At 44.6% G+C, this 26123-nt stretch carries 24 protein-coding genes; 14 read left to right on the top strand and 10 right to left on the bottom strand.

Going from position 1 to position 26123, the window contains the following annotated elements:
- Positions 1-57: 57 nt before the first annotated feature.
- The 11 genes from ACEPPX_RS01025 to ACEPPX_RS00975 all read left to right on the top strand — a co-directional run bounded on the left by ACEPPX_RS01025 (position 58) and on the right by ACEPPX_RS00975 (position 9888).
- Positions 58-1083 carry an ABC transporter permease gene (locus tag ACEPPX_RS01025; RefSeq protein ID WP_416622586.1) on the top strand — a complete coding sequence of 342 codons (1026 nt, stop codon included), beginning with the start codon at positions 58-60 and terminating at the stop codon, positions 1081-1083.
- Positions 1084-1168: 85 nt separating this feature from the next.
- Positions 1169-1468, top strand: a complete 300-nt coding sequence (locus tag ACEPPX_RS01020; protein WP_416622585.1) for an ArsR/SmtB family transcription factor — start codon at positions 1169-1171, stop codon at positions 1466-1468.
- Positions 1469-1478: 10 nt separating this feature from the next.
- Entirely contained in the window at positions 1479-2429 is a 951-nt protein-coding gene (locus ACEPPX_RS01015; RefSeq protein WP_416622693.1) for a cation diffusion facilitator family transporter, read from the top strand.
- Between the two features lie 127 nt (positions 2430-2556).
- Positions 2557-3207, top strand: coding sequence for an HAD family hydrolase (locus ACEPPX_RS01010; RefSeq protein ID WP_416622584.1), 651 nt, complete (start codon positions 2557-2559; stop codon positions 3205-3207).
- 626 nt (positions 3208-3833) lie between these two features.
- Positions 3834-4136, top strand: coding sequence for an urease subunit gamma (gene ureA / locus ACEPPX_RS01005; RefSeq protein WP_047760174.1), 303 nt, complete (start codon positions 3834-3836; stop codon positions 4134-4136).
- A gap of 104 nt (positions 4137-4240) precedes the next feature.
- Entirely contained in the window at positions 4241-6289 is a 2049-nt protein-coding gene (ureC, locus tag ACEPPX_RS01000) for an urease subunit alpha (protein WP_416622583.1), read from the top strand.
- Between the two features lie 73 nt (positions 6290-6362).
- Complete coding sequence (gene ureE / locus ACEPPX_RS00995; RefSeq protein WP_416622582.1) at positions 6363-6893, top strand: urease accessory protein UreE; 531 nt, start codon at positions 6363-6365, stop codon at positions 6891-6893.
- Positions 6883-7569, top strand: a complete 687-nt coding sequence (locus ACEPPX_RS00990) for an urease accessory protein UreF (RefSeq protein WP_047760172.1) — start codon at positions 6883-6885, stop codon at positions 7567-7569. The genes ureE and ACEPPX_RS00990 overlap by 11 nt, the downstream gene beginning before the upstream one ends.
- A 91-nt stretch (positions 7570-7660) precedes the next feature.
- Positions 7661-8227: a HupE/UreJ family protein gene (locus tag ACEPPX_RS00985; protein WP_047760171.1), complete on the top strand. Its 567-nt coding sequence runs from the start codon at positions 7661-7663 to the stop codon at positions 8225-8227.
- A gap of 87 nt (positions 8228-8314) precedes the next feature.
- Positions 8315-8950: an urease accessory protein UreG gene (gene ureG, locus ACEPPX_RS00980; protein ID WP_047760170.1), complete on the top strand. Its 636-nt coding sequence runs from the start codon at positions 8315-8317 to the stop codon at positions 8948-8950.
- Between the two features lie 104 nt (positions 8951-9054).
- Positions 9055-9888: an urease accessory protein UreD gene (locus ACEPPX_RS00975; RefSeq protein WP_416622581.1), complete on the top strand. Its 834-nt coding sequence runs from the start codon at positions 9055-9057 to the stop codon at positions 9886-9888.
- Between the two features lie 254 nt (positions 9889-10142).
- On the opposite strand, the gene ACEPPX_RS00970 is transcribed toward ACEPPX_RS00975, so the two are convergent.
- From ACEPPX_RS00970 to cysI, 6 genes are all read right to left on the bottom strand, one after another.
- Positions 10143-10664 (bottom strand): hypothetical protein, encoded by a 522-nt coding sequence (locus ACEPPX_RS00970; protein WP_416622580.1) that lies wholly within the window; start codon positions 10662-10664, stop codon positions 10143-10145.
- A 322-nt stretch (positions 10665-10986) separates the two neighbouring features.
- Positions 10987-11439: a dUTP diphosphatase gene (dut, locus tag ACEPPX_RS00965; protein ID WP_416622579.1), complete on the bottom strand. Its 453-nt coding sequence runs from the start codon at positions 11437-11439 to the stop codon at positions 10987-10989.
- An 86-nt stretch (positions 11440-11525) separates the two neighbouring features.
- A complete protein-coding gene (serS, locus tag ACEPPX_RS00960; RefSeq protein ID WP_416622578.1) occupies positions 11526-12818 on the bottom strand; it encodes a serine--tRNA ligase in 1293 nt (430 codons plus the stop codon).
- A 120-nt stretch (positions 12819-12938) separates the two neighbouring features.
- Positions 12939-13577, bottom strand: coding sequence for a SanA/YdcF family protein (locus tag ACEPPX_RS00955; protein WP_416622577.1), 639 nt, complete (start codon positions 13575-13577; stop codon positions 12939-12941).
- A gap of 1 nt (position 13578) precedes the next feature.
- Positions 13579-13782 (bottom strand): ribosome alternative rescue factor ArfA, encoded by a 204-nt coding sequence (locus ACEPPX_RS00950; protein WP_416622576.1) that lies wholly within the window; start codon positions 13780-13782, stop codon positions 13579-13581.
- Positions 13783-14003: 221 nt separating this feature from the next.
- On the bottom strand, positions 14004-15770 hold the full coding sequence (gene cysI, locus ACEPPX_RS00945) for an assimilatory sulfite reductase (NADPH) hemoprotein subunit (RefSeq protein ID WP_416622575.1): 1767 nt from the start codon (positions 15768-15770) through the stop codon (positions 14004-14006).
- Positions 15771-15952: 182 nt separating this feature from the next.
- On the opposite strand from cysI, the gene uvrB reads away from it, so the two are divergent.
- Positions 15953-17977, top strand: coding sequence for an excinuclease ABC subunit UvrB (uvrB, locus tag ACEPPX_RS00940; RefSeq protein WP_416622574.1), 2025 nt, complete (start codon positions 15953-15955; stop codon positions 17975-17977).
- Between the two features lie 88 nt (positions 17978-18065).
- Here the strand turns inward: uvrB and aqpZ are convergent, their stop codons facing one another.
- The 3 genes from aqpZ to ACEPPX_RS00925 all read right to left on the bottom strand — a co-directional run bounded on the left by aqpZ (position 18066) and on the right by ACEPPX_RS00925 (position 20738).
- Complete coding sequence (aqpZ, locus tag ACEPPX_RS00935; protein WP_047760162.1) at positions 18066-18758, bottom strand: aquaporin Z; 693 nt, start codon at positions 18756-18758, stop codon at positions 18066-18068.
- Positions 18759-19382: 624 nt separating this feature from the next.
- A complete protein-coding gene (locus tag ACEPPX_RS00930; RefSeq protein WP_416622573.1) occupies positions 19383-19517 on the bottom strand; it encodes a DUF3149 domain-containing protein in 135 nt (44 codons plus the stop codon).
- Positions 19518-19724: 207 nt separating this feature from the next.
- Complete coding sequence (locus ACEPPX_RS00925; protein ID WP_416622572.1) at positions 19725-20738, bottom strand: 2Fe-2S iron-sulfur cluster-binding protein; 1014 nt, start codon at positions 20736-20738, stop codon at positions 19725-19727.
- 168 nt (positions 20739-20906) lie between these two features.
- On the opposite strand from ACEPPX_RS00925, the gene ACEPPX_RS00920 reads away from it, so the two are divergent.
- Both ACEPPX_RS00920 and ACEPPX_RS00915 read left to right on the top strand, forming a co-directional pair.
- The gene (locus ACEPPX_RS00920; RefSeq protein WP_416622571.1) at positions 20907-22340 is read left to right on the top strand and encodes a hypothetical protein; all 1434 of its coding nucleotides are present in this window, start codon (positions 20907-20909) and stop codon (positions 22338-22340) included.
- An 80-nt stretch (positions 22341-22420) separates the two neighbouring features.
- Positions 22421-23377 carry a tRNA dihydrouridine synthase gene (locus ACEPPX_RS00915; RefSeq protein WP_416622570.1) on the top strand — a complete coding sequence of 319 codons (957 nt, stop codon included), beginning with the start codon at positions 22421-22423 and terminating at the stop codon, positions 23375-23377.
- Between the two features lie 104 nt (positions 23378-23481).
- On the opposite strand, the gene glnD is transcribed toward ACEPPX_RS00915, so the two are convergent.
- A complete protein-coding gene (gene glnD, locus ACEPPX_RS00910) occupies positions 23482-26040 on the bottom strand; it encodes a [protein-PII] uridylyltransferase (RefSeq protein ID WP_416622569.1) in 2559 nt (852 codons plus the stop codon).
- Positions 26041-26123 lie beyond the last annotated feature (83 nt).

Here is a 26123-nt window from a genome sequence, read left to right as displayed (position 1 = left end):
TCAATTCATATCGGATAATTAATTTTCAGACGGCATTGGGAAATAAAAACCATATTTATGCAGCCAAATACACCTACAGCCTCAGCATGGCAGGCATTCAAACAACACAAGCGCGGCTGGCTGGCTTTGCGTCTGCTGGCCGTACTTTTCTCAATTTCTTTGCTGGCTCCTCTCTGGAGCAATGATAAGCCTTTATGGATACATTACAACGACCATTATTATTTTCCGTTGTTCCAAACCTATCATGAAACTGTGTTTGGCGGTGATTTTGATACTCCGGCCGACTATCTCGATCCGTTGGTTCGCCACAATATTACTGAAAATGGTAACTATGCCGTATATCTGCCCAACCCGTATGCCGCTAATACTTTAAATGATTTCGATACCGCCCCGGACCCTGCCTCTCCCTCCAAACAACATTGGTTAGGAACTGATGATCGTGGCCGGGATGTATTGGCCCGTTTGGTTTATGGTTTCCGAGATTCTTTATTATTTGCTTTGGCACTGACTGCGATTACTACCGTTATCGGAGTATTGGCCGGGGCGGTGCAAGGTTATTTCGGCGGTAAGGTTGATTTGGTGATGCAGCGCTTTTTGGAAATTTGGGGCGGATTGCCCGAACTTTACCTTTTAATCATCCTGTCTTCGTTTTTTAACCCGAGTTTGTTAGTGTTATTGGTTATATTGGCGTTGTTTGGTTGGATGGGGCTTTCGGATTATGTGCGGGCAGAGTTTTTAAAAAACCGCCAGGCCGACTATGTATTAGCCGCCAAGAGTATGGGCGTATCGAATAGATCCATTATGTGGCGGCATATTCTGCCCAATAGTTTGACGCCTGTGTTGGCATTTTTGCCGTTTCGTATTTCCGGAGCCGTGCTTGCTTTAACCAGCCTTGATTTCCTCGGATTGGGTGTGCCGGCAAGCCAAGCCAGTTTGGGAGAATTATTGGCACAAGGAAAAGACAATCTTGATGCTTGGTGGATAGGGCTGTCTGCCGTCAGTACGCTTACTTTAATGCTCTTGCTGTTGGTGATGATAGGCGAGGGATTAAGGTATGCATTCGATGTGCGTGCCCGTTCGTAACTTCATTAAGGAAATTTTGGCGGTTGATTTTTGTCAGTAAACAATATAATCTTATATATGAATAAATGCTCATATATGGTGATTCATGATGAATGCTGAATTAGACGAGGAAACCTTATTCCAGCTTTCCCAAATTTTTAAGGCAATGGGTGATCCTACCCGTATCCGTATTCTTTTTTTGTTATGTACACGGGAGTATGCGGTGGGGGAGTTGGCCGATACGCTAGGGCTAAGTCAGTCAGCAACTTCTCACCAGCTCAGATTTTTGAAAAACCTGCGTTTGGTGAAGTTCCGTAGAGAAGGAACGACTTTATTTTATTCTGAAGACGACCCTCATGTTATCAGCCTGCTTAAGCAGGCTATAGAGCATGTATCACATCATTGAGGCATTTGTTATGGGACATACACACGACCACCATCACGATCATCATATAAATAAGCGGGTTTTACGCGTATCTTTGGCATTGATTGTTTCTTTTATGCTGGTGGAGTTGGTAGGAGGCCTGCTAACCAATAGTTTGGCTTTGCTGTCTGATGCCGGGCATATGTTTTCGGATGCGGCTGCTTTGGCGTTATCTCTTGCAGCTTTTCACTTTGGCGCACGCGCCGGCAGCAGAAGCAAAACTTTTGGCTACAAGCGGTTTGAAATCTTAGCTGCCGCACTAAATGGAATGACATTGTTATTAATTGCGGTTTGGATTTTTTATGAAGCCGCAGGTAGGTTTAGCCGCCCGCCGGAAATCGCTACTAAGGGTATGTTGGCCATCAGTATTTTGGGGTTGCTGGTTAACCTTTTTGTAGCTTGGTATATGCATAAAGGCGGAGATACTGAAGATAATATCAATATGAAAGGTGCGTATTTGCACGTTTTAGGTGATTTGTTGGGTTCGGTAGGAGCAATTACGGCAGCCATATTAATGATGGCTTTCGGTTGGCAATGGGCCGATCCTTTGGCTAGTGTAGTAGTTGCATTACTGATTGCAAAAAGCGGTTGGGGTATTTTGAAAACAACGGTACATATTTTGATGGAAGGTGTGCCTACGGATGCCGATTATGATGAAGTTGCTGCGTTGATTGCTGAAACAGAAGGTGTCGAAGCTGTACATGATTTGCATATTTGGACCATTACCAGCGGTATACATGCGTTGTCTTGCCATATTGTTGTGAACGGTGATTTACATGTGAGCGAGGCCGAGCAGATTGTAAATGAACTTACCTACCGTTTGCAGCATAAAAATATCAGCCACGTGACGGTACAGACGGAAAGTCGGGCACATAATCACGGAGATCATTTGTTATGTAACATAGGCGATATTCATCGCGGGCACCATCATCATGTGCATTAATAAGCGTTTGGTTATGTATTGCTATTTAAGATATGTGTGATTGCTCCTTGTTTTTCCGTTAATTCTGCTAAAATAAAGGCCGTCTGAAATATTTTTCAGACGGCCTGATAAATAATAGAAAGCAGCCATGAACACACAAGCCGTTTTATTTGATTTGGATGGAACTTTAGCCGATACCGCATTAGATTTGGGCGGCGCACTCAATACATTACTTAGGCGGTACGGGCTGCCGGAAAAAAATATGACTGAAATTCGCCCGGTTGCGAGTCATGGGGCCAGGGGCTTGATTTTCTTAGGGGCGGGTATCGGTAAGGATCATCCGGATTACACCCAGTGGCGGCAAGAATATTTGGCGGAATACGAACGCTGCTTTGACTGTGATACCGTATTATTCGAAGGCATTAATGATTTGATTTGTGTATTGGATCAAGCAGGGATCAAATGGGGCATTATTACTAATAAACCGCATACGTTTACCCATCGTTTGGTACCCAAGCTCGGCTTTGCCGTGCCGCCGGCAGTTGTGGTAAGCGGTGATACGTGTACGGAAGCCAAGCCTAGTACAAAGCCAATGTACTACGCCTGCCAGCAAATTGGCGTTTTACCGGAGAATTGTATTTATGTAGGCGATGCGGAGCGGGATATGCAGGCTGGGAAAGATGCCGGTATGCGTACGGTATTGGTGGATTGGGGATATATTGCGGAAAACGATGATACCGAATCTTGGTTATATGACTACCGAATTCGTCAGCCTATGGATTTATTGGCTTATCTGTAATTCATTCTTGTATGTAAATCAGGCCGTCTAAAAATAATTTTCAGACGGCTTAAGGCAAATTTTCTGATTTTATAGCTTGTATAAAATTAGCCACTAGTGGCTTTAATGATTTTATTCAACTTTTGTTTGTTACATGTTCAGTTTGATGAATAACAGATTATTCGACATTTTACCTATATTTCGTTAATGTTTTGTTTTTTTTAATACTTCAAGCATGTTGCTTCATTATCTTCATTTAAACCGTTAATCAAATCTTCGAAGTGCCATACCTGCTTCATGCACGGTAAGCTTGAAGCAAATTCTCAAATATAGTTTATATATTACATTTCAGAATACCATGACTCTCAGCTATACCTGAGCGCACTGATAGCTCGGGCCGTGGTCTCATATCATTTTGTCGGTGACGGTTAAGCCGCATAAATACATAGTTCTAGATTTTGATAATGCCGTTGCCATATTTTTACTTTTGTGTTGAATAATTTGTAAAATTGTTGACAATTTTTGTGTGATTGTAGACAATCGATTCAGGTATTCGATATTTAAGATGTCTGTTTAATTTTTTTATTAATTTTATTTATAAAATTAATAAATTTTACTTATATTTAAAATGTAATAAGGATATTGATATGCATCTGACTGCTCGAGAGCAAGAAAAACTTCTTCTATTTCTTGCTGGAGAATTAGCCGCTAAGCGCAAAGCTCGTGGGGTGAAATTAAATTACCCTGAAACAATTGCGTATATTTCGTCGCATTTACAAGAAGCTGCTCGTGATGGTATGTGCGTGGCACAGCTGATGGAATACGGTACTACCTTATTAGGAGTAGATGATGTAATGGAAGGAATTGCAGAAATGGTACATGAGGTTCAAATTGAAGCAACTTTTCCTGATGGTACTAAGCTGGTTACTGTACATCAGCCTATCCGTTAAGTAGTTATGGCAATCAAGTGTTTTGTGCTTGGTTGGTCACTCTATACACTATATTATCCTTTTCGACCTATTTGGATAGTCTTAAAGTAAAGGAAGATGAATATATGAATCCTGGAGAGTATTTTCCGGCTTCAACTGATATTGCTGCCAATGTGAATCGTGAAACCCGTATTTTAGAAGTAGCGAATATCGGTGATCGCCCGATACAGGTAGGCTCGCATTTTCATTTTTATGAAACCAATTCAGCACTTAAATTTGACCGAGTTCAAGCTAAAGGTTTCCGTCTGAATATTCCTAGTGGTAACGCTATACGTTTTGAACCGGGCGAGCGTAAAACTGTTGAGCTTGTTGCATTCGGGGGGCGGCAAAATATTCATGGTTTTCAAAATCTCATAAATAAAACAGTAAGAGTAGATAATCCGATTAGCGGTGCCACGCTGACTATCCCAAGGATTCAATATTTGACTACTTATGGCCCAACTGTTGGTGATAAGGTGCGTTTAGGCGATACCAATCTGTTTGCTACGGTTGAGCGTGATTTACTGACTTATGGCGAAGAGTGTAAATTTGGTGGCGGTAAATCGGTACGGGACGGAATGGCGCAATCTGCTACTGAGCCACGCACTAATAATAATGTACTCGACTTTGCCATTACCAATGTACTTATTATTGATCATAGCGGCATTATTAAAGCCGATATTGGTATTCGTGACGGTAAAATTGTTGGGATAGGCCAAGCCGGTAATCCCGATACAATGGATGGGGTTACCCCAAATATGATTATCGGTGCGGCTACCGAAGTGCATAATGGTGCTCACCTGATTGCTACTGCCGGTGGTATAGATACACATATTCATAATATTTGCCCACAACAAATTTATCATGCGATTGAAAGTGGTATCACTACCATGATTGGTGGTGGCACCGGTCCTGCTGACGGTACCAATGCAACTACCGTTACTTCTGGGGCTTGGAACTTGCAACGTATGTTGCAGGCTGCTGATGTTTATCCGGTAAATTTGGGTTTTTTCGGTAAAGGCAACTGCGCTTCTACAGAGCCTTTACGCGAACAAATCCGTGCAGGTGCATTGGGTTTGAAGATTCATGAAGACTGGGGGGCGACTGCTGCAGTTATCGATGCCAGCCTGAAGGTGGCGGATGAGATGGATATTCAAGTTGCTATTCATACCGATACACTCAATGAGGGTGGTTTTTTGGAAGATACGATAAAGGCCATTGATGGTCGTGTCATCCATACATTCCATACTGAAGGTGCAGGAGGGGGACATGCACCCGATATTATCAAAGCTGCTATGTATCCCAATATTTTGCCAGCTTCTACTAATCCAACGCGCCCGTTCACAATCAATACAATTGATGAGCATCTCGATATGTTGATGGTTTGTCATCATCTTGATAAGCATATTCCAGAAGATATCGCCTTTGCTGATTCTCGTATACGACCAGAAACGATTGCTGCCGAAGATATTTTGCATGATATGGGTGTGTTTTCCATTATGAGCTCCGATTCACAAGCAATGGGGAGAGTGGCTGAGGTGATTATTCGCACCTGGCAAACCGCCGATAAAATGAAACAACAGCGCGGTGTATTACCAGAGGATGTTGATGGTAGTGATAATTTCCGTATTAAACGCTATATCGCAAAATATACCATCAATCCGGCTATTGCTCATGGTATTAGCCAATATGTTGGTTCGATTGAGGTAGGCAAAATGGCAGATATCGTATTATGGAAGCCAGCATTTTTCGGGGTGAAACCTGAAATGATTATTAAAAATGGCTTCATCAGCTATGCGCGAATGGGTGACCCTAATGCCAGTATTCCCACACCGCAACCTGTAGTTTACCGCCCTATGTTTGGCGCACAGGGCAAAGCGGTAGAGCAAACGGCAGTATTGTTTGTTTCTCAAGCTGCTGTTGAGGCTGATATCCGTACACAATATGGTTTGAATAAACAAACATTACCAGTACATGGTTGTCGAGATATTGGAAAAAAAGACTTGATTCATAATAATGCCACTCCGGAAATTACGGTTGACCCGGAACGTTATGAAGTGCGCGTTGAGGGTGAATTGGTAACTTGTGAGCCAGCCGGCAAGTTACCATTAGCACAACGCTATTTCCTATTTTAATTGTTTTTTAAGGCTAAGCTGCTTTGGTGATATATCCCTGCCTGAATTTGTGCTTATTTTAGGAACTCCACTGATGAATCTGATTATTCAAGAAATTTTGCCCAAAGATAAAGCCTTGAGCCCGATTGCCCGGCATGATTATGTTGTACTCGAATGGTATGAGGCAGACCGCCGTATTTTGCGTAAAACTACAATAAGTGGTCGTGATATTTCCTTTCGTTTATTGCAAGAGGGTCAACGGCTGCAACACGGGGATATTGTGTTTGCTGACGAACATTTAGTTATCAGTATAGAAATTAAACTGTGTGATGCGATTGTTATGGCACCAAAAACTTTAACAGATATGGCGCGTACCTGTTATGAAATCGGAAATAAGCATTCACCGCTATTTCTTGATGGTGATGAATTGGTTATGCCTTATGACAAACCAATGTTTCTTTGGCTTCAGGCTGCAGGCTTTGCACCGAAGCAAGAGAAACGGCGTTTGAATCAGGTGTTACGGGCTAATTCTGCACCAGGTATTGGAGGGGGGCATATACATAAGCATGAGTATAGGCAGTACCATAATCATTCTCATAGTGAGATAGATAGATATGAGCACTAAACTAACTGCTTTACTGCACTTAGTTGATTCAACTCTACCGATTGGTAGTTTCAATCATTCCGCTGGTTTGGAAACATTCGTTCAAGAAGGTGTGGTGAATACCAGTAGTTGTTTGAAAAAATATGTTGAAACTCAGTTGGCGCAAAATTGGACATATAACGATGGTGCCTATGTATCAATAGCTTATGATGCAGTAAAGGTCGGAGATATTGCAGCACTAGAGTTGCTGGACAAGACGATTGCCGCAGCGAAAACACCTCGTGAAATTCGTGAAGCTTCGATAAAACTCGGGGTTCGGCTCTTGAAAATTTTTGCACGTTACGAACAACATAAGCTAGTCAATGCTTTTCAGTCGGCTTTAATGACCAAACGAGTACAGGGTTTTTATCCGTTAGTATTTGGTTTGATTGCCTCAGCTATGGGACAAAGCAAAGAAGATACGCTGACTGCATTTTATTACAACACAGCTGTTGGAACTATCACTAACGGAGTTAAACTGATTCCATTGAGTCAAGCCGATGGACAAGATATTTTATTTGAACTACGTGATGCGATTGATATGGCAGTGGCTGAAAGTATGCAGCCGGATGCTGAATGGATTGGTGCTGCCAGCCCGGCAGCCGACATCCGTGCTATGAGACATGAACGGCTTTATAGCAGGCTTTATATGAGTTAGGTTGCTTGAAATAGTAATCAGCTTTTTAGGCAATTTCACCAAATTTATCCCTGCTTTCTTATTTACGATTTGTTTTAAAGGAACTTCTAGTATGAAATATGATATGAAAAAAATCTTGGTGACTGCTGTGTTGAGTATTCCGGCTTTGGCATTTGCTCATCCCGATAACGGTGATGGTGGCATGCTGGCAGGGATATTTCATCCCGTTAGTGGCCTTGACCATATTTTAGCAATGTTGGCGGTTGGTCTATGGGCGGTATCTTTTAATGGCAAAACGCGTTGGGTAATTCCGATTACATTTGTTGGAATGATGGTGTTAGGTTTCTTTTTAGGTAATTACGGCATCTATGTTACTGCGATGGAACAAGGTATTGCTGCTTCGGTATTGGTTATTGGTTTAGCCGCTGCTTGGGTAAAACATATTCCTACTATTATTGCTATAGTTGTTGTGGGTATCTTTGCTATTTTTCATGGTGCAGCGCATAGTATAGAGATGGTTGGTAACATTAATAGCTTTTTGTTGGGCTTCAGCATAAGTACTGTTTTATTGCACGCAGTCGGTTTTTTCATAGGATCTGCTTTCCACCAAAATGTTTGGATTAACCGCACTATCGGCACAGCCATTGGTTCGGTCGGTTTGTATCTATTGTTGGCTTGATGCATAACGCTGTTGTTGGTTGTGACCCTAGTCTAATTGTTACCAATAAAACCAGCTAAAAACTTTTACAATGAAAAAGGATAACTTATGCGCCAATACATCAAAATCGGGGTAGCAGGCCCTGTTGGTGCAGGTAAGACTGCCCTGATTGAACGCCTAACCCGTAAAATTGCCAATCAATATAGTATTGCGGTCATTACCAATGACATCTACACCCGTGAGGATGCTGAATTTTTAACCCGTAACAGCTTATTACCATCTGAACGTATTATGGGGGTGGAAACTGGCGGTTGCCCACATACAGCTATTCGTGAAGATGCCTCGATGAATTTAGAGGCTGTCGATGAAATGGTAGAACGTTTTCCTGACGTACAAATTGTATTTATTGAATCAGGAGGGGATAACCTTTCGGCTACCTTCAGCCCGGATTTGGCCGATGTCACTATTTTCGTGATTGATGTGGCCCAAGGTGAAAAAATTCCGCGTAAAGGCGGGCCGGGCATTACTAGATCGGATTTATTGGTTATCAATAAAACTGACTTGGCTCCATTTGTCGGTGCTAGTTTGGAAGTGATGGAGCGCGATGCACGCAAAATGCGTGGAGGCCAGCCTTTCTTATTCACTAACCTTATGAAAGATGAAAACTTAGATTCAGTTATCGGTTGGATTCGGAAATATGCCCTTTTGGAAAACATTGAAGAACCTATGGGATTAGTCCGTTAATATCTGGTTTATTTACAGACCATTAGAGAAAGTGTGAGCTGTCTTCCTATTGTGCAGATGGTGTCAATACTCTTTTATTGCTTACCGTTTTTTCGGCAATTTTTATGTATAGTCAACTTGTGCTTACCACTCAAGTCCGCAATGGGCGTACCAGTTTGCAAAAAAACTTTACCTCTCCTCCGCTGAAGTTGATAAGTTTGCCGCCTGATGCTAATGGTATGTTGCGTGTGGTACAAATGTCGTCTTCACCAGGTCTATTGGGTGGGGATCTTATAGAAATAAGCATTACTTTGGCCGCATATTCACACCTTTCTCTGTATACACAAGCATTTACTCGTGTGTTGGAAATGAATGATGGAAAGCAGGCTGAACAGCACACCCATATTCGTCAAGAGCCACATTCTCACCTGTGTTATCTGCCACACCCTTTGGTTTTACATGCGAATAGCACATTCATTCAGTACACTGAGATTGAACTAGATGATGATTGCGGGTTAGTTTATGGTGAAATCATTGCTGCAGGTAGAGTTTTGCGAGGCGAACGTTTCGCATTCAAACGTTTTTCTTCTCATCTGTGTATCACTTATCATGGCCATAAGCTGATTACTGACAATATTCAATGGTATCCAGAACGCTATCAGATTGATACTATTGGACAAATGGAACAATATACCCACCAATTGAATCTGTTTTATGTTCATACTGCTCTTAGTCCCGAGGAAATCCGCGTACTCAACGAACGTATATTTGAGAAACTTGATGAATATACTGCTGAAATGAACTCCTTATTGTGGGGTGTGAGTCAGGCTGCCGGTTGCGCGCTTTGTTTGCGTGCATTATCTACTGAGGCGCAGAGTTTGCAAAACCTATTGAAAGTGACAGTTACAATCTTGCAACAATCGCAGGCTTCACCATTAAGTGCAGTTTTTTTTAAATAGCCTTAGGTGAAATTCAACCCAATAATTTCATACTGATATAATTTTTGAATATTTCAATACCTCGACTTGATTGGTATTTTTCTGATTTTACAAATTAAAACCAAGCAGCCATATCTTAAAAGTATGGCTGCTTGGTTTTAATACAATCTGCACAGATAATTTTAGGCTTTACTATAAGTTGCCAAATTAGGTAATAATCCTAATATCATGGGCTATGTAAATAAGCAGATTGTGTTTGTAAGGCTATAGAAGACTTAGGTTGGGGCATGCTCTAATGCACCGCGTTCGGCACATCCTTTATAGCGTACATCGCCGTAATCAAAGGTTGCCGTAAATTCGTGCTCGTTGCCGGCATCATCTTTGCACGTTTCACCTTTAATATTCAGTCCGAAGTTTACATTCTCTTGTGTGCCGGTAAATTCAACGCCTTTGGCATAAGCAGAACGTTCGGCTTCAAACGTACCTTTCAGATCATCGCCTTCTAAGGTTAATCGGTTGCCGGTAGATTCGGCATTGCCGGTTACAACGATGCGCCACGGTTTGGGCGTATTACCAAAAGCGGTATATGATTTTACGGGGCCATCATAAGCGGCAGATGCATCATTTGCAGGAGCAGATGCTTCTTGAGAGGAGACGGTTTGGCTGGCTTCGGATGCGGTTGCTTCGATAACATTGCTTGCTGCAGATACTGTTTTGACCTCTGTTTCTGCTTGTTGTCCGCAAGCTGCTAAAAAGCATGATGATGTTAAAAGACCCAAGATTGAATATTTATTCATGAATACTCCTTTTTATATCTAAGGACGCAGCCTGTTAATTATACAGGTTACTCGAGGAATTCAATTTTAATATGATTTAAACAGGCTTCCAAGCGGCTTGGTAATTTGTATATGCAAACTGGAACTTGGAAGCTATTTATTTTTTACTAAAATTCTCCATTCAACGAAGTATGATTTTTTGTAAAGAATATATTAAATGTCTCAAACCAATGCCGTCTGAAAATGTTTCGGATGGCATTGGTTTGGTTTAATTTTTATGAAAGAAAATTCAGTAGGTATAAATATTGTTGTTCGGTTTCCAATACCAAGTCATGATTGGTAATCAGACTTTACCGGTGCTGCCGAATCCGCCTTCACCGCGTTCGCTGGCGGCAAATTCATCCACTACTTTAAATGCAGCCTGCACTACCGGCACAATTACCATTTGGGCGATACGTTCCATCGGTTCGATTGTAAAGGCAGTGTGGCCGCGGTTCCATACAGACACTTTTACTTCGCCTTGATAATCTGAATCAATCAGGCCGACCAAATTGCCCAATACGATACCGTGCTTGTGGCCGAGGCCGGAGCGGGGCAGCAGCATAGCGGCATAAGCAGGGTTGGCCAAGTGGATGGCTAATCCGGTAGGAACAAGATAGGTTTCACCCGGCTGGATGGTAACGGGCTCATCTAAGCAGGCGCGCAAATCCAGTCCTGCCGAGCCGGGGGTCGCGTAGGCGGGCAGTTGGTCGGCAATTTTGGCATTGAGGATTTTCAATTCGACTTCTGTTTGCATGGTTGGTTCCGTTTCATTATTGTTTGAATAGGCCGCCTGAGTTTTACAGACGGCCTGAATGATGGTGCTACAAAATTGAGATGCGTTTATACACCGATTTTTTCCGCCCCGCCCAAGTAAGGACGTAAAGCAGTGGGAATGTTGATGCTGCCGTCTGCATTTTGGTGGTTTTCCAATACCGCTACCAAAGTACGGCCGACAGCCAAGCCGGAGCCGTTTAATGTATGTACAAGGCGGTTTTTACCGTTTTCGTCTTTGAAGCGTGCTTTCATGCGGCGGGCTTGGAAGTCTTCGCAGTTGGAGCAGCTGGAGATTTCGCGGTAGGTGTTTTGTGCGGGTACCCATACTTCCAAATCATAGGTTTTGGTCGCACCGAAGCCCATGTCTCCTGTGCATAGCGTTATCACACGGTAGGGCAATTCGAGCAGTTGCAGAATTTTTTCAGCATGGCCTACCATCTCTTCAAGTGCTTCGTAAGAGTGATCCGGATGGGTGATTTGTACCATTTCCACTTTGTCGAACTGATGCTGGCGGATAAGGCCGCGCACGTCTTTGCCGTAAGCTCCCGCTTCTGAGCGGAAGCAGGGTGAATGGGCAGTCAGTTTCAGCGGCAAAGACTCGGCAGGAACGATCCTGTCGCGCACAGTATTGGTTAGGGTAACCTCGGCAGTAGGAATCAGATATTGGGTGAGCTTACTCTCGTCACCGCCGCGGGTAACGTGAAACAAATCTTCACCGAATTTGGGCAGTTGTCCGGTGCCGAATAATGTGCTGTCGTTTACGATATAAGGTGTGTAATGCTCGGTATAACCATGTTGCAGCGTATGGGTATCAAGCATAAATTGAGCCAATGCACGGTGCAGACGGGCAATGGCGCCTTTCATTACCGTAAAGCGCGCGCCCGAAAGGGCTGCGCCGGTTTCAAAATCCAAGCCCAGCGGTGCGCCCAAGTCGACATGATCTTTGATTTCAAAATCGAAGTTGCGCGGCGTACCTACTTTGCGGACTTCCACGTTTTCGCTTTCGTCTTTGCCTTCGGGTACGCTTTCGTGAGGCAGGTTCGGAATACCGGCCAACCAGTTGTCCAATTCTGTTTGTACGGCATCGAAATCGGCGGCGGTTTGTTCCAAATCGGCTTTGATAGCGGCAACTTGGGCCATGGCCGCTTCCGCTTCTTCGTGTTTTCCTTGGCCTTTGAGTGCGCCAATTTGCTTGGATACACTGTTGCGTGCGGCCTGTAATTCTTCGGTTTTAACTTGGAGCTGTTTACGTTTGGCCTCGATAGCTTCGAAACGGGCAGTATCAAATTCATAGCCGCGGGCAGCCAGTCGGGCGGCAACAGCCGCGGTATCGTTACGGAGTAATTGGATATCTAGCATGATTGCTGTGTCTCGTTAGTAATGATGTGAAATCGGAATGGGCGTTATTTTAAACCAATTTCTATATGAAAAGGCCGTCTGAAAACATTTAATTTCAGACGGCCTTTGAATCTGAAAAATTTAAATGCAAGGTTTGGTGGGATATTGTTTGATAGGAGTTTGCTCCGTATTGCGGGCAGGTTTGGCGCGGCTGAGTAAGTCGTACCACAAACGTAGGCGGGCGGCACGTTCGCGCGCATGGATTTTCCAGCCTGAGCGTACGCCCACTATTTGGGCATTATAAGCACAAGCATTCAAACGGTAGGCTTGTGCCTGGATTAGCGCGCGCTGGTTGTGAAAGGGTTGGGAAATGATGCAGACACTGTGTTGGCGGAAAGTATCGCGGTAACGGATGATACTGTCGAGTGTGCGAAACCCTGCCGGGTCTTGCCAGATAACGTTTTCAGGAACGCCGGCGGCTACCAAATCCGCTTGCATGCAGACGGTTTCGCTAGGTTTGTTGTCAATGCCGCTGCCGCTCACGACAAATTGTTTTACTTTTCCGGCACGCCAAAGTTCGACTGCGGCATCGATACGGTATTGGTAGTAGCGGTTTAGTCCGTGTCCGCTGCCGACGAATTTTGCCGTGCCTAAAATCAGGCCGAAATCGCAAGCCGGAATACGGGTGGTATTTTGATAGCTTTGCCGGCGTGCTTTGAGGGCGACATAAATATCCGCCGCCAGCAGAGCGGTAAACAAAGAAAAAATTAAAAGCAGCATTTCAGATGGCCAATAAAAAATCAGGTTTATGCATGATACGCAAAAAACCTGATTCGGTGTGGTTTAGGCGGCCTTTTCGGCTATATGAGCCTTTACCTTTTTTGTTTTTATAAACCTTGTGCCGGAAAATATTCGATTTCACAAGGGCTTTCAAAGCGTTGTCTTTAATCGGCCCTTTGTTGATTTCGGTACTGCGTTTTTTCATTCGGATGCCTTTCTATAAATCGTCCTGATTGTTCAGACGGCGTTTATGATAGCAAATATTCAATATTTTTCAAAACCTTGCTATCTGTGTTTGATATTAGGATACGGTTAGGAAATCTGCTGTTGTTGAGCCGATACACTGGGTGCACAGTATCGGGGCCTTTAATAGTTACTGCCCGCCGTTTTCATATACTGTGTTGACGGGCAGTGTGGGATGTGGGCTTAACTGATCCAGAAATCGCGTGGGGCATCTAATACCGGTTTGACGATGCCGCTGCGTATGGCAAAGTCGCCAAAGCCTTCTCCGTCGGTGCGGTTGGCAGCCCAGGCGGCCAGCCAGCTATCGATAATTTCGAGAATTTCCGCCTCGGTAATGTTTTCTTTAAACAAGCGCGGAATACGTGTGCCCTCGCGGTTGCCGCCAGTATAAAGATTGTACCTGCCTATGGCTTTGCCGACCAAGCCGATTTCGGCCAGCATGGCGCGGCCGCAACCGTTGGGGCAGCCGGTGATTCTTAGGACGATATGTTCTTGGCTGAGTTGGTGGCGTGCCAGCAGGGCATCGATTTTATCGGTGAATTGGGGCAGGAAGCGTTCGGCTTCGGCCATTGCCAGCGGACAGGTGGGCAGGGAAACGCAAGCCATCGAATGCTCGCGCTGTACAGTAGTGCTGTCGCTGATTAGACCGTAATCGCGGGCAATTTTTTCGATTTCGGATTTATCGTTTTGGCTGACCCCCGCCACAATCAGGTTTTGGTTAGCAGTGAGGCGGAAATCGCCTTTGTGGATTTTGGCGATTTCACGCACGCCTGTTTTTAATGGCCGGTTCGGATAATCGAGTAAGCGGCCGTTTTCTATAAATAAGGTGAGGTGCCATTTGCCGTCTTCGCCTTCCACCCAGCCGATGCGGTCGCCCCGTGTGGTGAAACTGTAAGGACGGACAGGCTCGAATTTTGCACCCATGCGGTTTTCGACTTCTTCGATAAAGGTTTGTACGCCGACACGCTCGAGGGTGTAGCGCGTTTTGGCATTTTTACGGTCGGAACGGTTGCCCCAATCGCGCTGCACCGATACTACGGCGGCGGCGGCATCTAGGGTTTTTTCGAGCGGGATAAAGCCGAATTCTTTGGCGGTGTTGGGATAGGTTTTGGTATTGCCGTGTTCCATAGAGAGGCCGCCGCCTACCAAAACGTTAAAGCCGACGAGCTTGCCGTTTTCGCCGATGGCGATGAAGTTAAGGTCGTTGGCGTGCAAGTCGACATCGTTATGCGGCGGGATAACAACGGTGGTTTTGAATTTGCGCGGCAGGTAGGTTTTGCCCAATACGGGCTCTGTGGAGTCGCCGCTGTTTGCGCCTGTAACCAGCGGTGCGGTGGTTAAATCTTCGGTTGAGTGCAGTTTTTCGCCGTCAAGCCAAATATCGGCATAGGCACGGGTTTGAGGCAGCAGGTGTTCGCTGATTTTTTTTGCCCACTCGTATGCTTCGCGGTGTAGTGACGACTCGACCGGATTACTGGTGCATAAAACATTGTGGTTTACATCGCCAGCGGTGGCAATAGAATCAAGCCCAAGGGCATTTAGCCATTGGTGCATGGGCTTGATGTTGTCTTTCAATACGCCGTGGAATTGGAAAGTTTGACGGTTGGTCAGGCGGATAGAGCCGTATAGGGTATGTTCGGTGGCAAATTCATCAATACCCAGCCATTGTTTGGGGCTGATAATGCCGCCGGGCAGACGGCAGCGCAGCATGACGTTTTTCAGCGGTTCCAATTTTTGTTCGATACGTTCGACACGGATATCGCGGTCGTCTTGTTCGTACATGCCGTGAAAGCGGATTAATTGGAAATTATCACCGTTGAAGCCGCCTGTGAGGCCGTCTGAAAGATCTGATTCGATAGTACCGCGAAGGTAGTCGCTGTGGTCTTTCAGGCGCTCGTTGTCGGAGAGCGGTGTATCAGGCAGTTTGGCACGCGGATCTTGGGAGGGCATAGGTGTTCCTTATTATTTCGTTCCGTATGGCGTTACTTTAGCCCATGCCGTCTGAAAAAGGGAAAGAATGCTTGGTTTTAATTAAATGCGATTTTGTTATATACAGATAGCCGGATTCAGACGGCCATAGGCTTTTTTGGTATGATAAACAGTCTGTACTTAGTTAAGAGTCTGCATTCATTATGGAAGTGATACGATACCCCGACAGTCCGTTTATTCTCCATCAGCCGTTTCCGCCGGCAGGAGACCAGCCAACGGCGATAGAATGTTTGCTGGAAGGTCTTTTAGACGGCCTAGCATATCAAACGCTGTTGGGCGTAACCGGTTCGGGAAAAACCTATACCATGGCAAATGTGATTGCCCGCAGCGGCAGGCCAGCGATTATTATGGCGCACAACAAAACGCTGGCGGCACAGCTGTATGCCGAGATGCGTGAATTTTTCCCTGAAAATGCGGTGGAATATTTTGTATCGTATTACGACTATTATCAACCTGAGGCGTATGTGCCTAGCCGTGATTTGTTTATCGAAAAAGATTCGGCGATTAACGAACATATCGAGCAAATGCGCCTTTCTGCCACCAAAAACCTGATGACGCGCAATGACGTGATTATCATTGCTACCGTTTCCGCAATTTACGGTATCGGTGATCCTACTGAATACCAGCAAATGGTGCTGTCGGTCAAAGAGGGCGATACTTTGTCGCAGCGCGACATCATCGCTACTTTGGTTGCCATGCAATACGAACGCGGCGATATGGACTTCAAACGCGGCTCTTTCCGAGTACGGGGCGATGTGATAGATGTTTACCCGGCCGAAAGTTCGGATAATGCCTTGCGAATCAGTTTGTTTGATGATGAGATTGACCGCTTGGATTTGTTTGATCCGTTAACGGGCGGCAGTATTCAGCGGGTAGGCCGCTATACCGTGTTTCCTTCCAGCCATTACGTTACCCCCCGTGATACGGTTTTGCGCGCTTGCGAGGGAATCAAAGAAGAATTGCGCGAGCGTATCGAATTTTTTGCCAAAGAAATGCGCCATGTCGAGCAACAGCGCATCGAACAGCGTACCCGTTTCGATTTGGAAATGCTCTATGAAATGGGTTTTTGCAAAGGCATTGAAAACTATTCCCGCCACTTTTCCGGTAAAAAAGAGGGGGAGCCACCGCCCACGTTGATGGATTATCTGCCGAAAAATACCATCATGTTTATTGATGAAAGCCATGTTACCATCGGCCAAATCGGTGGTATGTATAAAGGAGATGCCAGCCGTAAGCAAAATTTGGTGGATTACGGTTTCCGCTTGCCGTCTGCCCGCGATAACCGTCCGCTGAAGTTTCATGAATTTGAAAAAATCATGCCACAAACCGTTTTTGTATCGGCAACTCCTGCCCAGTATGAGTCCGAACATGCAGGTCAAGTTGTCGAGCAGGTGGTTCGTCCCACAGGTTTGGTTGATCCGCAAATCATTATCCGTCCGGTGGTTACACAGGTGGATGATTTACTAAGTGAAATCAACGACCGGATTGCCAAAGGCGAGCGGGTGTTGGTAACCACGCTCACCAAGCGTATGGCTGAGCAGCTGACCGACTATTACAGTGAATTGGGAGTTAAAGTACGCTATCTCCATAGTGATATTGATACCGTTGAGCGCGTGGAAATCATTCGTGATTTGCGTTTGGGATTGTTTGATGTGTTAGTAGGCATCAACTTATTACGCGAAGGCTTGGATATTCCCGAGGTTTCTCTGGTGGCGATTTTGGATGCCGATAAAGAGGGTTTTTTGCGTAGCCACCGCAGCTTAATCCAAACCATAGGTCGGGCTGCCCGTAACGTAAACGGCGTTGCGATTCTTTATGCCGATAAAATAACCGATTCGATGAAAGCAGCCATCGAAGAAACCGAACGCCGTCGTGAGAAGCAAATCAAGTTTAACGAAGAGCACGGAATCACACCCACACAAATTACCAAACAGGTAAAAGACATTATCGACGGCGTATATCATGAAGAAAATAATAAAGGCCGTCTGAAAGGAAAATCGGTAAAAGTGGGTGAAATCCACACCGAAGAAGATGCTTTGAAAGAGATTGCCAAACTCGAAAAAGCCATGCAGCAAGCCGCCCGTGATTTGCAGTTTGAAGAAGCGGCGGTATTGCGCGATAAGATTCGGGGGATTAAAGAAGGCTTGCTGTTTGGTGCGGCAGAATAGTATGTGTGCTTCAATGTTGTAATAAAAAATGCAGCCTGAAATCAGGCTGCATTTGCTTTGGTAACCGCACAAAGGTTCAATCTTGTATTTAGTCGTTGTCGCTTAACAAATAACGGTAAATTGCCGCACCGATGGCACCGCCGATAATCGGTGCTACCCAAAAGAGCCATAGTTGATCGACAGCCCAACCGCCTTGGAATAATGCGACACCGGTAGAGCGGGCGGGGTTAACAGAAGTATTGGTTACTGGGATGCTGATCAAGTGGATCAATGTTAAGCCCAAGCCGATGGCAATCGGTGCGAATCCGGCTGGTGCGCGCTTGTCGGTGGCACCCATGATGATAATCAGGAAAAACGCAGTCAGAACAACTTCGATAACCAAAGCCGACATCATGCTGTAATTGCCGGGAGAGTGTTCGCCGAAGCCGTTACTGGCAAAGCCTGATGCAGCGGCATCAAAGCCGACTTTGCCTGATGCAATGCAGTAAAGCACGGCAGCGGCGGCAATGGCGCCGATTACTTGGGCTGCAATATAGGGCAGCAAATCTTTACCGTTAAAACGGCCACCTATAAACAATCCGACGGAAACTGCCGGATTAAAGTGGCCGCCTGAAATATGGCCTACGGCATAAGCCATAGTCAGTACGGTTAAACCGAATGCGAGCGCTACGCCTGCAAAGCCGATACCCAATTCAGGAAAAGCAGCGGCCAATACTGCGCTGCCGCAACCGCCTAATACCAACCAAAAGGTACCAAAAAATTCGGCAAAATATTTTTTCATTTTAATATACTTTCTTCAAAAGACTGCCTTGATTAAGGCGGTTACCATAGATATATCATAGGCGGCTATTTAACTTTAAAGTTATCGTTTTACCTTTCTTTTCGGTATTTCACGGAATAATATTAAAAATGTATTTAATCGAATACAAATAATAAATTTTATAAATAAATTACTTGTATATGATTGTTTTGTATTGTTTAAATTATTATTTTATTTTTATTTTTTTAAATTATTTATAGAGCTTTTTATCTATTTGTTTTGAAAAAATTAACTATTTTTATAAGTAGTTTATTTTGATATTTTTATACTTTTAAATTCATTTTTTAATGAGTATGTAAAGAATTGTTTTTATCTGTATAGCAATGTATTTTATTTACTTTATTTAACTTTTATAATGGGAACTATTTATAATTTTCTAAATAACCAGTTATTATATCTAAGATTTGGATATTTTAATTAATTGTTAATAGTTTTAATATATCGTATTTTAAATATTGTGAACTAAATTTTTTATTCAAAAATAGTTATTTGGAAATAAATTTGATAAAACTGTTAGCATAAACAAAAAAAAGGTGTGACACCAGCCACACCCTAAACACACACACATCAAGAGGAAAAGAAACGTCAGTGTTGAGAACTATTGTCTGCTTGCTTTTTAACCCAGAAAAATAAAAATGTTGCAATAACAATCACTACAGCAATCGTAATAAAAGACAAAATACCTACCGGAGATGCAAATAATTCTTTAAAGAGTTCCATAGTTTTCACCGTTAGTTAAATTATGAAATTCAGTTTTTAGGCTTTGTTATTAGGCATTATAGGGAAAATCCGAGCAAGGTCTTTGATGCAAGTCAAGGTTGGGAGAGTTGGTTGTTAAATCGGGAATATTTGTATTTTGTATTGCCTAGCTACCTGAAGTAAAAGTAAAACGGCTACCGGTTATGGAAGGCCGTATGCTTTTATGGTTTAGGTTGATGCCGGTAGGAAGATGTCTGAAAAAAAAGCATGTTCAGGTAGCCTGCATCTTTCTGATAAAACCGTTTTGGCAGCTTGAATCATTTGAGGAGAGCCACAGGTATAAACTTCGTAACCGGACAGATCTGGGTAGTCTTGGATAACGTGGTCTTGAACATAACCCCGCGCACCGTGCCAATCACTATTTGCACGGGAGAGAACCGGAGTAAAGCGCGCATTCGGTAGCTGTGCGATTAAGTTTTCTGCGGTATCCAAAGCATAAAAGTCTTGTATCGTACGCATACCCCAATATAAGTGAACAGGGCGTATGCTATCTATGTTGATAAGATGATGCAGCATACTTTGGATGGGGGCAAAACCCGTACCGGCAGCTAAAAAGATAATCGGTTTTTGTCCCTCTCTTAGGGAAAATGTACCCAGAGGGCCTCTGATACGTAAAATGCTTTTGGGTTGAACGGTAGGCTTATCGTTAAAAATCATATTACTGAATAAGCCGTTGTCATGTTTTCGGATATGTAGTTCCAGCCCTTCAGTATATTGTGGGTTATTCGCAATCGAATAACTGCGGGTTTGGTTGTTGGGTAATAAAATATCAATGTATTGGCCGGGATGGAAAATAAACGGAGGCACTTTGGGTAGAGCGAGTTTCACAATGGCAGTATGGTTTTTAATTTCAATGACCGTTACACGGGTAGGCAGGGTTTTAACCGGTGGTGCTGTGAGGCCGTTATATGCAGGTACTTTGAGGCGGATATTACTTTTTACGCCGCAGCAGCACATCAGGATTTTCCCTTGTGATGCTTCCTCCGAACTTAATGCGGATTCTGCGTGCGAGCCCTGTAGTCCTTCACCTTCAATAATTTCTGCTTTGCACTGTCCGCAAATACCATTTTGACAGGAATGCGGCAGATTAAGGCCATGGCGCTTTGCTGCAGCCAGAATCGGTTCGTTGTCGTTAATGGGGAATTCGGTATTGTCCGGTGCGAGAGTAACGGTGTAAGGCATAATAATGACGGGTGGTGTTGAAGGCGTAGATGATAAATAGTGATTTTGTACATGATACTGCATATGCCAACGATGGGCGATATTGGTTAATGACCTTTTTTGTATTGGAGATTGTTAAGAATTTGTTTAGAATATTGAATAAATTTTATATTTTAAAAGGAAAAGGATATGAGGAGGACTGTATTGGCGGTATTGCTGCCTGTTGTCTTTGGTTTAAGTGCTTGCGGTACATTAAACGGAAAATCTCCGCAAGATATGATGAAAATCGCGATGGAGCGTAGTACAAAGCAGGATAGCAGCTACAATTTCAGCGGTGAAATGCGTATTTTCTTAAGTGAGAAAAATAAGGGAGTGCCCTCTGATTCCCAGGCTTTTGAAAAGAGCCGTAAAATCGCTTTGAAAGAGGGCGATACTGAAAAAGTAGGACAGACAGACGGATATGAAGGTGTTTTACCTATGAAGTCTGCAGATAAGGAAAGTAAGCTGCCGGATGGGGAAGATACAGGAAACAATGAAACAGCCACATTGTCGTTGGCGGATGAGTCTGTAAGCGGAGCTGATGAAAATGCAGCAGAGGGAGATTTGTTGTCAACCATACTTGGTTCATCCGAGGAAAGTGAGAATGTAGGTGTATTAGCGACGCGAGCTTTAGAACAATATCCCAATCTAACCCAATATTTGGAAAGTGGCCGTCTGAAATATGCGGGAGCGGTTGATTTACGCGAAGAATTGTTGGAGTTAACGCCCGAATTGCTTATGCGGGGACGTAATGAATATAGCAGTATGAAACTGCCGCTTTTATTTGATTTGAAAAATCTGAGCCTTACTATGGAAGCTCCGGGCAGTATTACGGCAATATTGGATTTTTTCGTTGCTTCTCCGATGCGTTTGCGTATGTTAAACGAACCATTCCGTTTCACCTTACCGAAAGGTACTTTGGATGACATACCGTTACGGAATATTTTTAGGGCATGGGTATTGGCATCGTATAGCGCATACGGCTCATTGCCTGCGGAAACTTATCGGTTGGCAGAGAAAGACGAGTTTGCCAAAGAATTAGGCGCTAAATACCGCTTGGAAATCCGGTGGGACAAGCCGACAAAAACTGCCTATGCCGATGCTTTTACAAAAGCATACAGGCAGCATTTTGATTATTTGCAAAAAACTTTGCCCGAGCAAAATATAGATGAGCAGAAAATCGAAGAGGCGCGCGATTCTGCTGAAAAATTGTCAAAAGCAATGGCAGAATTCGATTTCAAAAAATATTTTGGCAGCGATTACTATACAAGTTTTTATCTAAACCGAAACGGGCGAGTTTTGGGAGTACGCAACTATGCCCAAGTTAATGCCGAGCAGCATGTTTTGAATATTGATGCCAATTTGGTTTATCGTTATGGAAAGCCTGTTTTCACTTTAGACCGTAATCGTCAAGATGTGATTACTTTTACCGATCTTTCCGAAGCATTTATGTGGAATGAAAAAAGTAAACAATCAGCGAAAGACGAAGGACATGATATCGGGTATCAATCAGAGTCGGCAGATTTGCTTGAAAAGTCGGATGAAGTTCGCAAACCGGTAGTCAAAAAGCACCACCGCCGCTAAAATAAACTTATGGGCTGTTGAAGCAGCGGGTTTGAAAGGTTCAAACCCGCTGATATTTTTTAATATTTTGGTATATCTTGATGAACACTCACCGTTTGGTTTTGGCTCCGATGCAGGGGCTTTGTGATGATGTAATGCGGGATTTGCTTACCCGTATCGGTGGCTTTGATGAATGCGTTAGTGAATTTGTACGCATCACCCATACGGTTCATTCCCGCCAAACTTGGTTGAAATATGTTCCTGAAATTGTTAATGGCAACCGTACTTATGCAGGGGTGCCTTGTACCGTCCAATTATTGGGTAGCGATGCCGAGAACATGGCTGTAAACGCTTTGGCGGCGGTTCGCCTGGGTGTGGATAAAATTGATCTTAATTTCGGCTGCCCGGCACCTACTGTTAACAAGCACAAGGGCGGGGCGGTGCTTTTGAAAGAGCCTGAGCTTATCCGGCATATTGTGCAGACTTTACGTTCTGCATTGCCGCCGCACATCCCGCTCACTGCAAAAATGAGATTGGGTTTCGAAGATAAATCACTGGCTTTAGAAAATGCTTGTGCGATTGCCGAAGGAGGGGCATGTGCGCTAACCGTTCATGCCCGTACCAAAGTAGAAGGTTACGAACCGCCGGCGCATTGGCGCTGGGTAAGGAAAATACGTGATGCGGTCAATATTCCGGTAACGGCCAACGGCGATGTTTTCACCTTAAACGATTATATCGGCATCAAGCGTGAAAGCGGATGCGACAGCATTATGCTTGGGCGCGGTGCGGTGATGAGGCCTGATTTGGCCAGACAAATCGCACAATATGAGCATGGAACAACGGTAGTAGAAGCACAATTTTCAGAAGTGATGGATTGGGTACGCTTGTTTTTTGATTTGTGTTTGAAAAAAGAGGCGAACAATAAATATCCGGTAGCAAGGTTGAAGCAATGGTTGGGGATGCTGCGCAAGGTTTATCCGGAAGCTCAATTGTTATTTGAGCATATCCGTACTATTAAAGAGGCAGAAGCACTTGAACAGGCTTTGTCGCAGTTTTAATATATAGATAAAGCGGTTTTTATTGGAAAAATGCCGTCTGAAAGTATTTTCAGACGGTATTTTATTTTGGTGGAAAGTTTTGAATATTTTCAGACGGCCTTGGATTAATTACTTAACTGTTCCAATAGGGCGCGCTTGAGTTCCAATTGGTTTTTGGGGTTTTCCAAATGCGGGCAATAAAGCACGAAGCTGTCTTCCACGCGCTCATCCAGCGTGGTGATTTTGGCATAGCGCAAACTGATGTTTTGGTCGGACAAGACTTCGGCGATATTGGCCAACAAATAAGGCCGGTTAACGGCAATAAGCTCCAGCGTGTACCAGCCGGGGCGGTTTTCCTCGGGTGTTAAAACGATATGCGGAGCTATCGGCAGATGGCGGCTGCGGCGACTACGGATACCGCAGGTAGCGTCGTCTTCGGTATGAAAACCGTGGATGAAGTTGTTCAGTTCGGCTTCGAGGGCACTTTGTATATAGGGATAATCGCTGCTTTGGTGGCGGGCGGGTATTTGTACGATGAAAGTATCGAGCAGATAATTATGTTCGGTTACATAGGCACGGGCCGAAAGAATATTGAGGCCATGATGGCTGAAAATACGGCACAAGCGGGCAAATACACGGGCGGCATTGGGCATAAACACCATCACCTGCAAAGTATTGCCATCGGGCGATATGCGGCTGCGTGCTTGTGCGGTTTCTATGTTATGAACGAGATTGGCGCAGTGCCACAAAATTTCTTGTGATTCGTGGCGCACGAAATAGGCAGGGCCGAGTACCTGCCACAATTTTTTTTGTTGTTTTTCAGGCGTACCGGTGTGGGAGAGTAGTTCTTGCGCACTTTTTTGGCGGCGGCTGACAATGACCGAACGGTCTCGGGTTTCACCTGCAAAATGTCGGGCAGCAGCGTGAAAGAGGTTTTGTAGAAGATTGGCTTTCCAGTCATTCCACAATTTGGGATTAGTACCGCGAATATCGGCTACGGTAAGCAAGTAAAGGGCATTCAGCCGTTCTTGGGATTGAACCTTACTGCAAAAACGGGCGATGACGTCGGGATCTTGGATATCTTCTTTTTGAGCGGTAGCAGACATCAGCAGGTGGTTTTCTACTAACCACACCAGCAAATCACTGTCTGTTTCGGGCATAAAGTGGTCGCGGGCGAAGTCGCGGGCATCCGCCATACCTTGTTCGGAATGATCGCCGCCCCGGCCTTTGGCGATATCATGAAAAACAGCAGCCAAATATAAGATATATTTGTGCTCGAAAGAATTCATCAGGGCTGATGCAAATGGGAGCTCATGACTGTGGGCATCCATAGCCAGCCGCCTCATGTTGCGCAAAACCATCAGAATATGGTCGTCTACCGGATAGATGTGAAACAAATCATGCTGTAATAGCCCGACGATTTTTCCCCAGGCAGGCAGGTAACGTCCTAGCACGCCATACAGGTTCAGAAAACGGGCAACGTGGGTAAGGCCGCCGCCTTGTTTGAAAAAACTGATAAAACGTTCGCGGTTGACCCGATTTTGGTAAAAGTCTTCATTGATACGTTGTGAGGCAGCCCACCAAGCACGCAGGGTTTGCGGGGCAATGTCGGTGAGATCGTTGCGGCTTTGCAAAAGCTGGATGATTTTGAAAATATGGGTAGGCTTTTTGATAAATAATTTTTTATCTTTGGCAGCGATTTGGTTGCCCACTTGATAATAGTCTTCATCGATATCGTAAACGATTCGCGGCAGGCGAGAATATACGCGACCGCGCAACATGGGTAGTAGAATGCCGTTGAGCTGTTTGACTGTCTTGGTGGCACGGTAAAGCGCCCGCATCAGTTTCTCACTTTTGATATTGCGCTTGTCGTCTTGCAGCCCTTGATTAGCGGCCACTTGGGTTTGCAGGTCGAAAATCAGCCGGTCTTCTTCCCGCCCGGCCGTCAGGTGCAGGTCGATACGTATTTTAGCCAGCTGTTTATGGCTGTTCATCAGCATACCCGCTTCGGTGCGGGTAATAATGCCTTGGCTGATCAGGGTATGAATATCGGCTTCCAAGCCTTGTACTTTAGCCAGCCATAGCATTGTATGAATGTCGCGTAGCCCACCCGGGCACGTTTTGACGTTGGGTTCTAAGACAGCGCCGGAGCCTTGGGATTTATCGTGCCTTTGCTGCATTTCTACTAATTTGGCTTCGATAAAAGTGGCGGTATCTCGTTGGAAGCCCAAATGGATAAACATTTTTTCAGCTACGAGATGGCTGCCGCATAAAAAACGCGCTTCTAAAAAAGCAGTATCGCCCGTAATATCTTCGGCGGCGCTTGCGCATAATTCGTTGATACTACCGGCTTTTACAGCCGGAGCCAGCTGCATATCCCATAAGGTTTGTATAAACAGAGCGATATTTTCTTGTTCGCCTTCGGTAAGCGCCTCTTCGGAAACAATGGCTAAATCCAAATCTGAAAAGGGATACATTTCGCTGCGTCCGTAACCGCCGGTTGCCAGCAAACATAAAGGCCTGCCTGCAAAAAATTCAGCCCATAGCGTACCCAATGCAGTATCCAGCGCATTGCCGTATCGTTCGAAAAAAAGATTGGGCTGACGATTCTCACGGTAGGCGTCTACGGCTTGCTGCTTTTTTAGACGCAGTTCCTGCTGAACGGATTGGATAAGGGTTTGCATAATAAATCTTCCGATATGGCGCATAGCGCGGGTGTTATCAGAGCCCGGCAGAAAAGGGCGAACTGTTGAATCATGCCATAAAA

This window comes from Neisseria sp. S1, assembly GCF_048060015.1.
GTDB lineage: Bacteria > Pseudomonadota > Gammaproteobacteria > Burkholderiales > Neisseriaceae > Neisseria > Neisseria arctica.
Note: the sequence above shows the minus strand (reverse complement) of the source record. Positions and strands in the feature narration are given on the sequence as shown.

What these genes read in the sequence shown, in the direction of transcription:
- ACEPPX_RS01025 (WP_416622586.1), top strand. Translation starts at nt 58, where the DNA reads ATGCAGCCAAATACACCTACAGCCTCAGCATGGCAGGCATTCAAACAA.
- ACEPPX_RS01020 (WP_416622585.1), top strand. Translation starts at nt 1,169, where the DNA reads ATGATGAATGCTGAATTAGACGAGGAAACCTTATTCCAGCTTTCCCAA.
- ACEPPX_RS01015 (WP_416622693.1), top strand. Translation starts at nt 1,479, where the DNA reads ATGGGACATACACACGACCACCATCACGATCATCATATAAATAAGCGG.
- ACEPPX_RS01010 (WP_416622584.1), top strand. Translation starts at nt 2,557, where the DNA reads ATGAACACACAAGCCGTTTTATTTGATTTGGATGGAACTTTAGCCGAT.
- ureA (WP_047760174.1), top strand. Translation starts at nt 3,834, where the DNA reads ATGCATCTGACTGCTCGAGAGCAAGAAAAACTTCTTCTATTTCTTGCT.
- ureC (WP_416622583.1), top strand. Translation starts at nt 4,241, where the DNA reads ATGAATCCTGGAGAGTATTTTCCGGCTTCAACTGATATTGCTGCCAAT.
- ureE (WP_416622582.1), top strand. Translation starts at nt 6,363, where the DNA reads ATGAATCTGATTATTCAAGAAATTTTGCCCAAAGATAAAGCCTTGAGC.
- ACEPPX_RS00990 (WP_047760172.1), top strand. Translation starts at nt 6,883, where the DNA reads ATGAGCACTAAACTAACTGCTTTACTGCACTTAGTTGATTCAACTCTA.
- ACEPPX_RS00985 (WP_047760171.1), top strand. Translation starts at nt 7,661, where the DNA reads ATGAAATATGATATGAAAAAAATCTTGGTGACTGCTGTGTTGAGTATT.
- ureG (WP_047760170.1), top strand. Translation starts at nt 8,315, where the DNA reads ATGCGCCAATACATCAAAATCGGGGTAGCAGGCCCTGTTGGTGCAGGT.
- ACEPPX_RS00975 (WP_416622581.1), top strand. Translation starts at nt 9,055, where the DNA reads ATGTATAGTCAACTTGTGCTTACCACTCAAGTCCGCAATGGGCGTACC.
- ACEPPX_RS00970 (WP_416622580.1), bottom strand. Translation starts at nt 10,664, where the DNA reads ATGAATAAATATTCAATCTTGGGTCTTTTAACATCATCATGCTTTTTA.
- dut (WP_416622579.1), bottom strand. Translation starts at nt 11,439, where the DNA reads ATGCAAACAGAAGTCGAATTGAAAATCCTCAATGCCAAAATTGCCGAC.
- serS (WP_416622578.1), bottom strand. Translation starts at nt 12,818, where the DNA reads ATGCTAGATATCCAATTACTCCGTAACGATACCGCGGCTGTTGCCGCC.
- ACEPPX_RS00955 (WP_416622577.1), bottom strand. Translation starts at nt 13,577, where the DNA reads ATGCTGCTTTTAATTTTTTCTTTGTTTACCGCTCTGCTGGCGGCGGAT.
- ACEPPX_RS00950 (WP_416622576.1), bottom strand. Translation starts at nt 13,782, where the DNA reads ATGAAAAAACGCAGTACCGAAATCAACAAAGGGCCGATTAAAGACAAC.
- cysI (WP_416622575.1), bottom strand. Translation starts at nt 15,770, where the DNA reads ATGCCCTCCCAAGATCCGCGTGCCAAACTGCCTGATACACCGCTCTCC.
- uvrB (WP_416622574.1), top strand. Translation starts at nt 15,953, where the DNA reads ATGGAAGTGATACGATACCCCGACAGTCCGTTTATTCTCCATCAGCCG.
- aqpZ (WP_047760162.1), bottom strand. Translation starts at nt 18,758, where the DNA reads ATGAAAAAATATTTTGCCGAATTTTTTGGTACCTTTTGGTTGGTATTA.
- ACEPPX_RS00930 (WP_416622573.1), bottom strand. Translation starts at nt 19,517, where the DNA reads ATGGAACTCTTTAAAGAATTATTTGCATCTCCGGTAGGTATTTTGTCT.
- ACEPPX_RS00925 (WP_416622572.1), bottom strand. Translation starts at nt 20,738, where the DNA reads ATGCCTTACACCGTTACTCTCGCACCGGACAATACCGAATTCCCCATT.
- ACEPPX_RS00920 (WP_416622571.1), top strand. Translation starts at nt 20,907, where the DNA reads ATGAGGAGGACTGTATTGGCGGTATTGCTGCCTGTTGTCTTTGGTTTA.
- ACEPPX_RS00915 (WP_416622570.1), top strand. Translation starts at nt 22,421, where the DNA reads ATGAACACTCACCGTTTGGTTTTGGCTCCGATGCAGGGGCTTTGTGAT.
- glnD (WP_416622569.1), bottom strand. Translation starts at nt 26,040, where the DNA reads ATGCAAACCCTTATCCAATCCGTTCAGCAGGAACTGCGTCTAAAAAAG.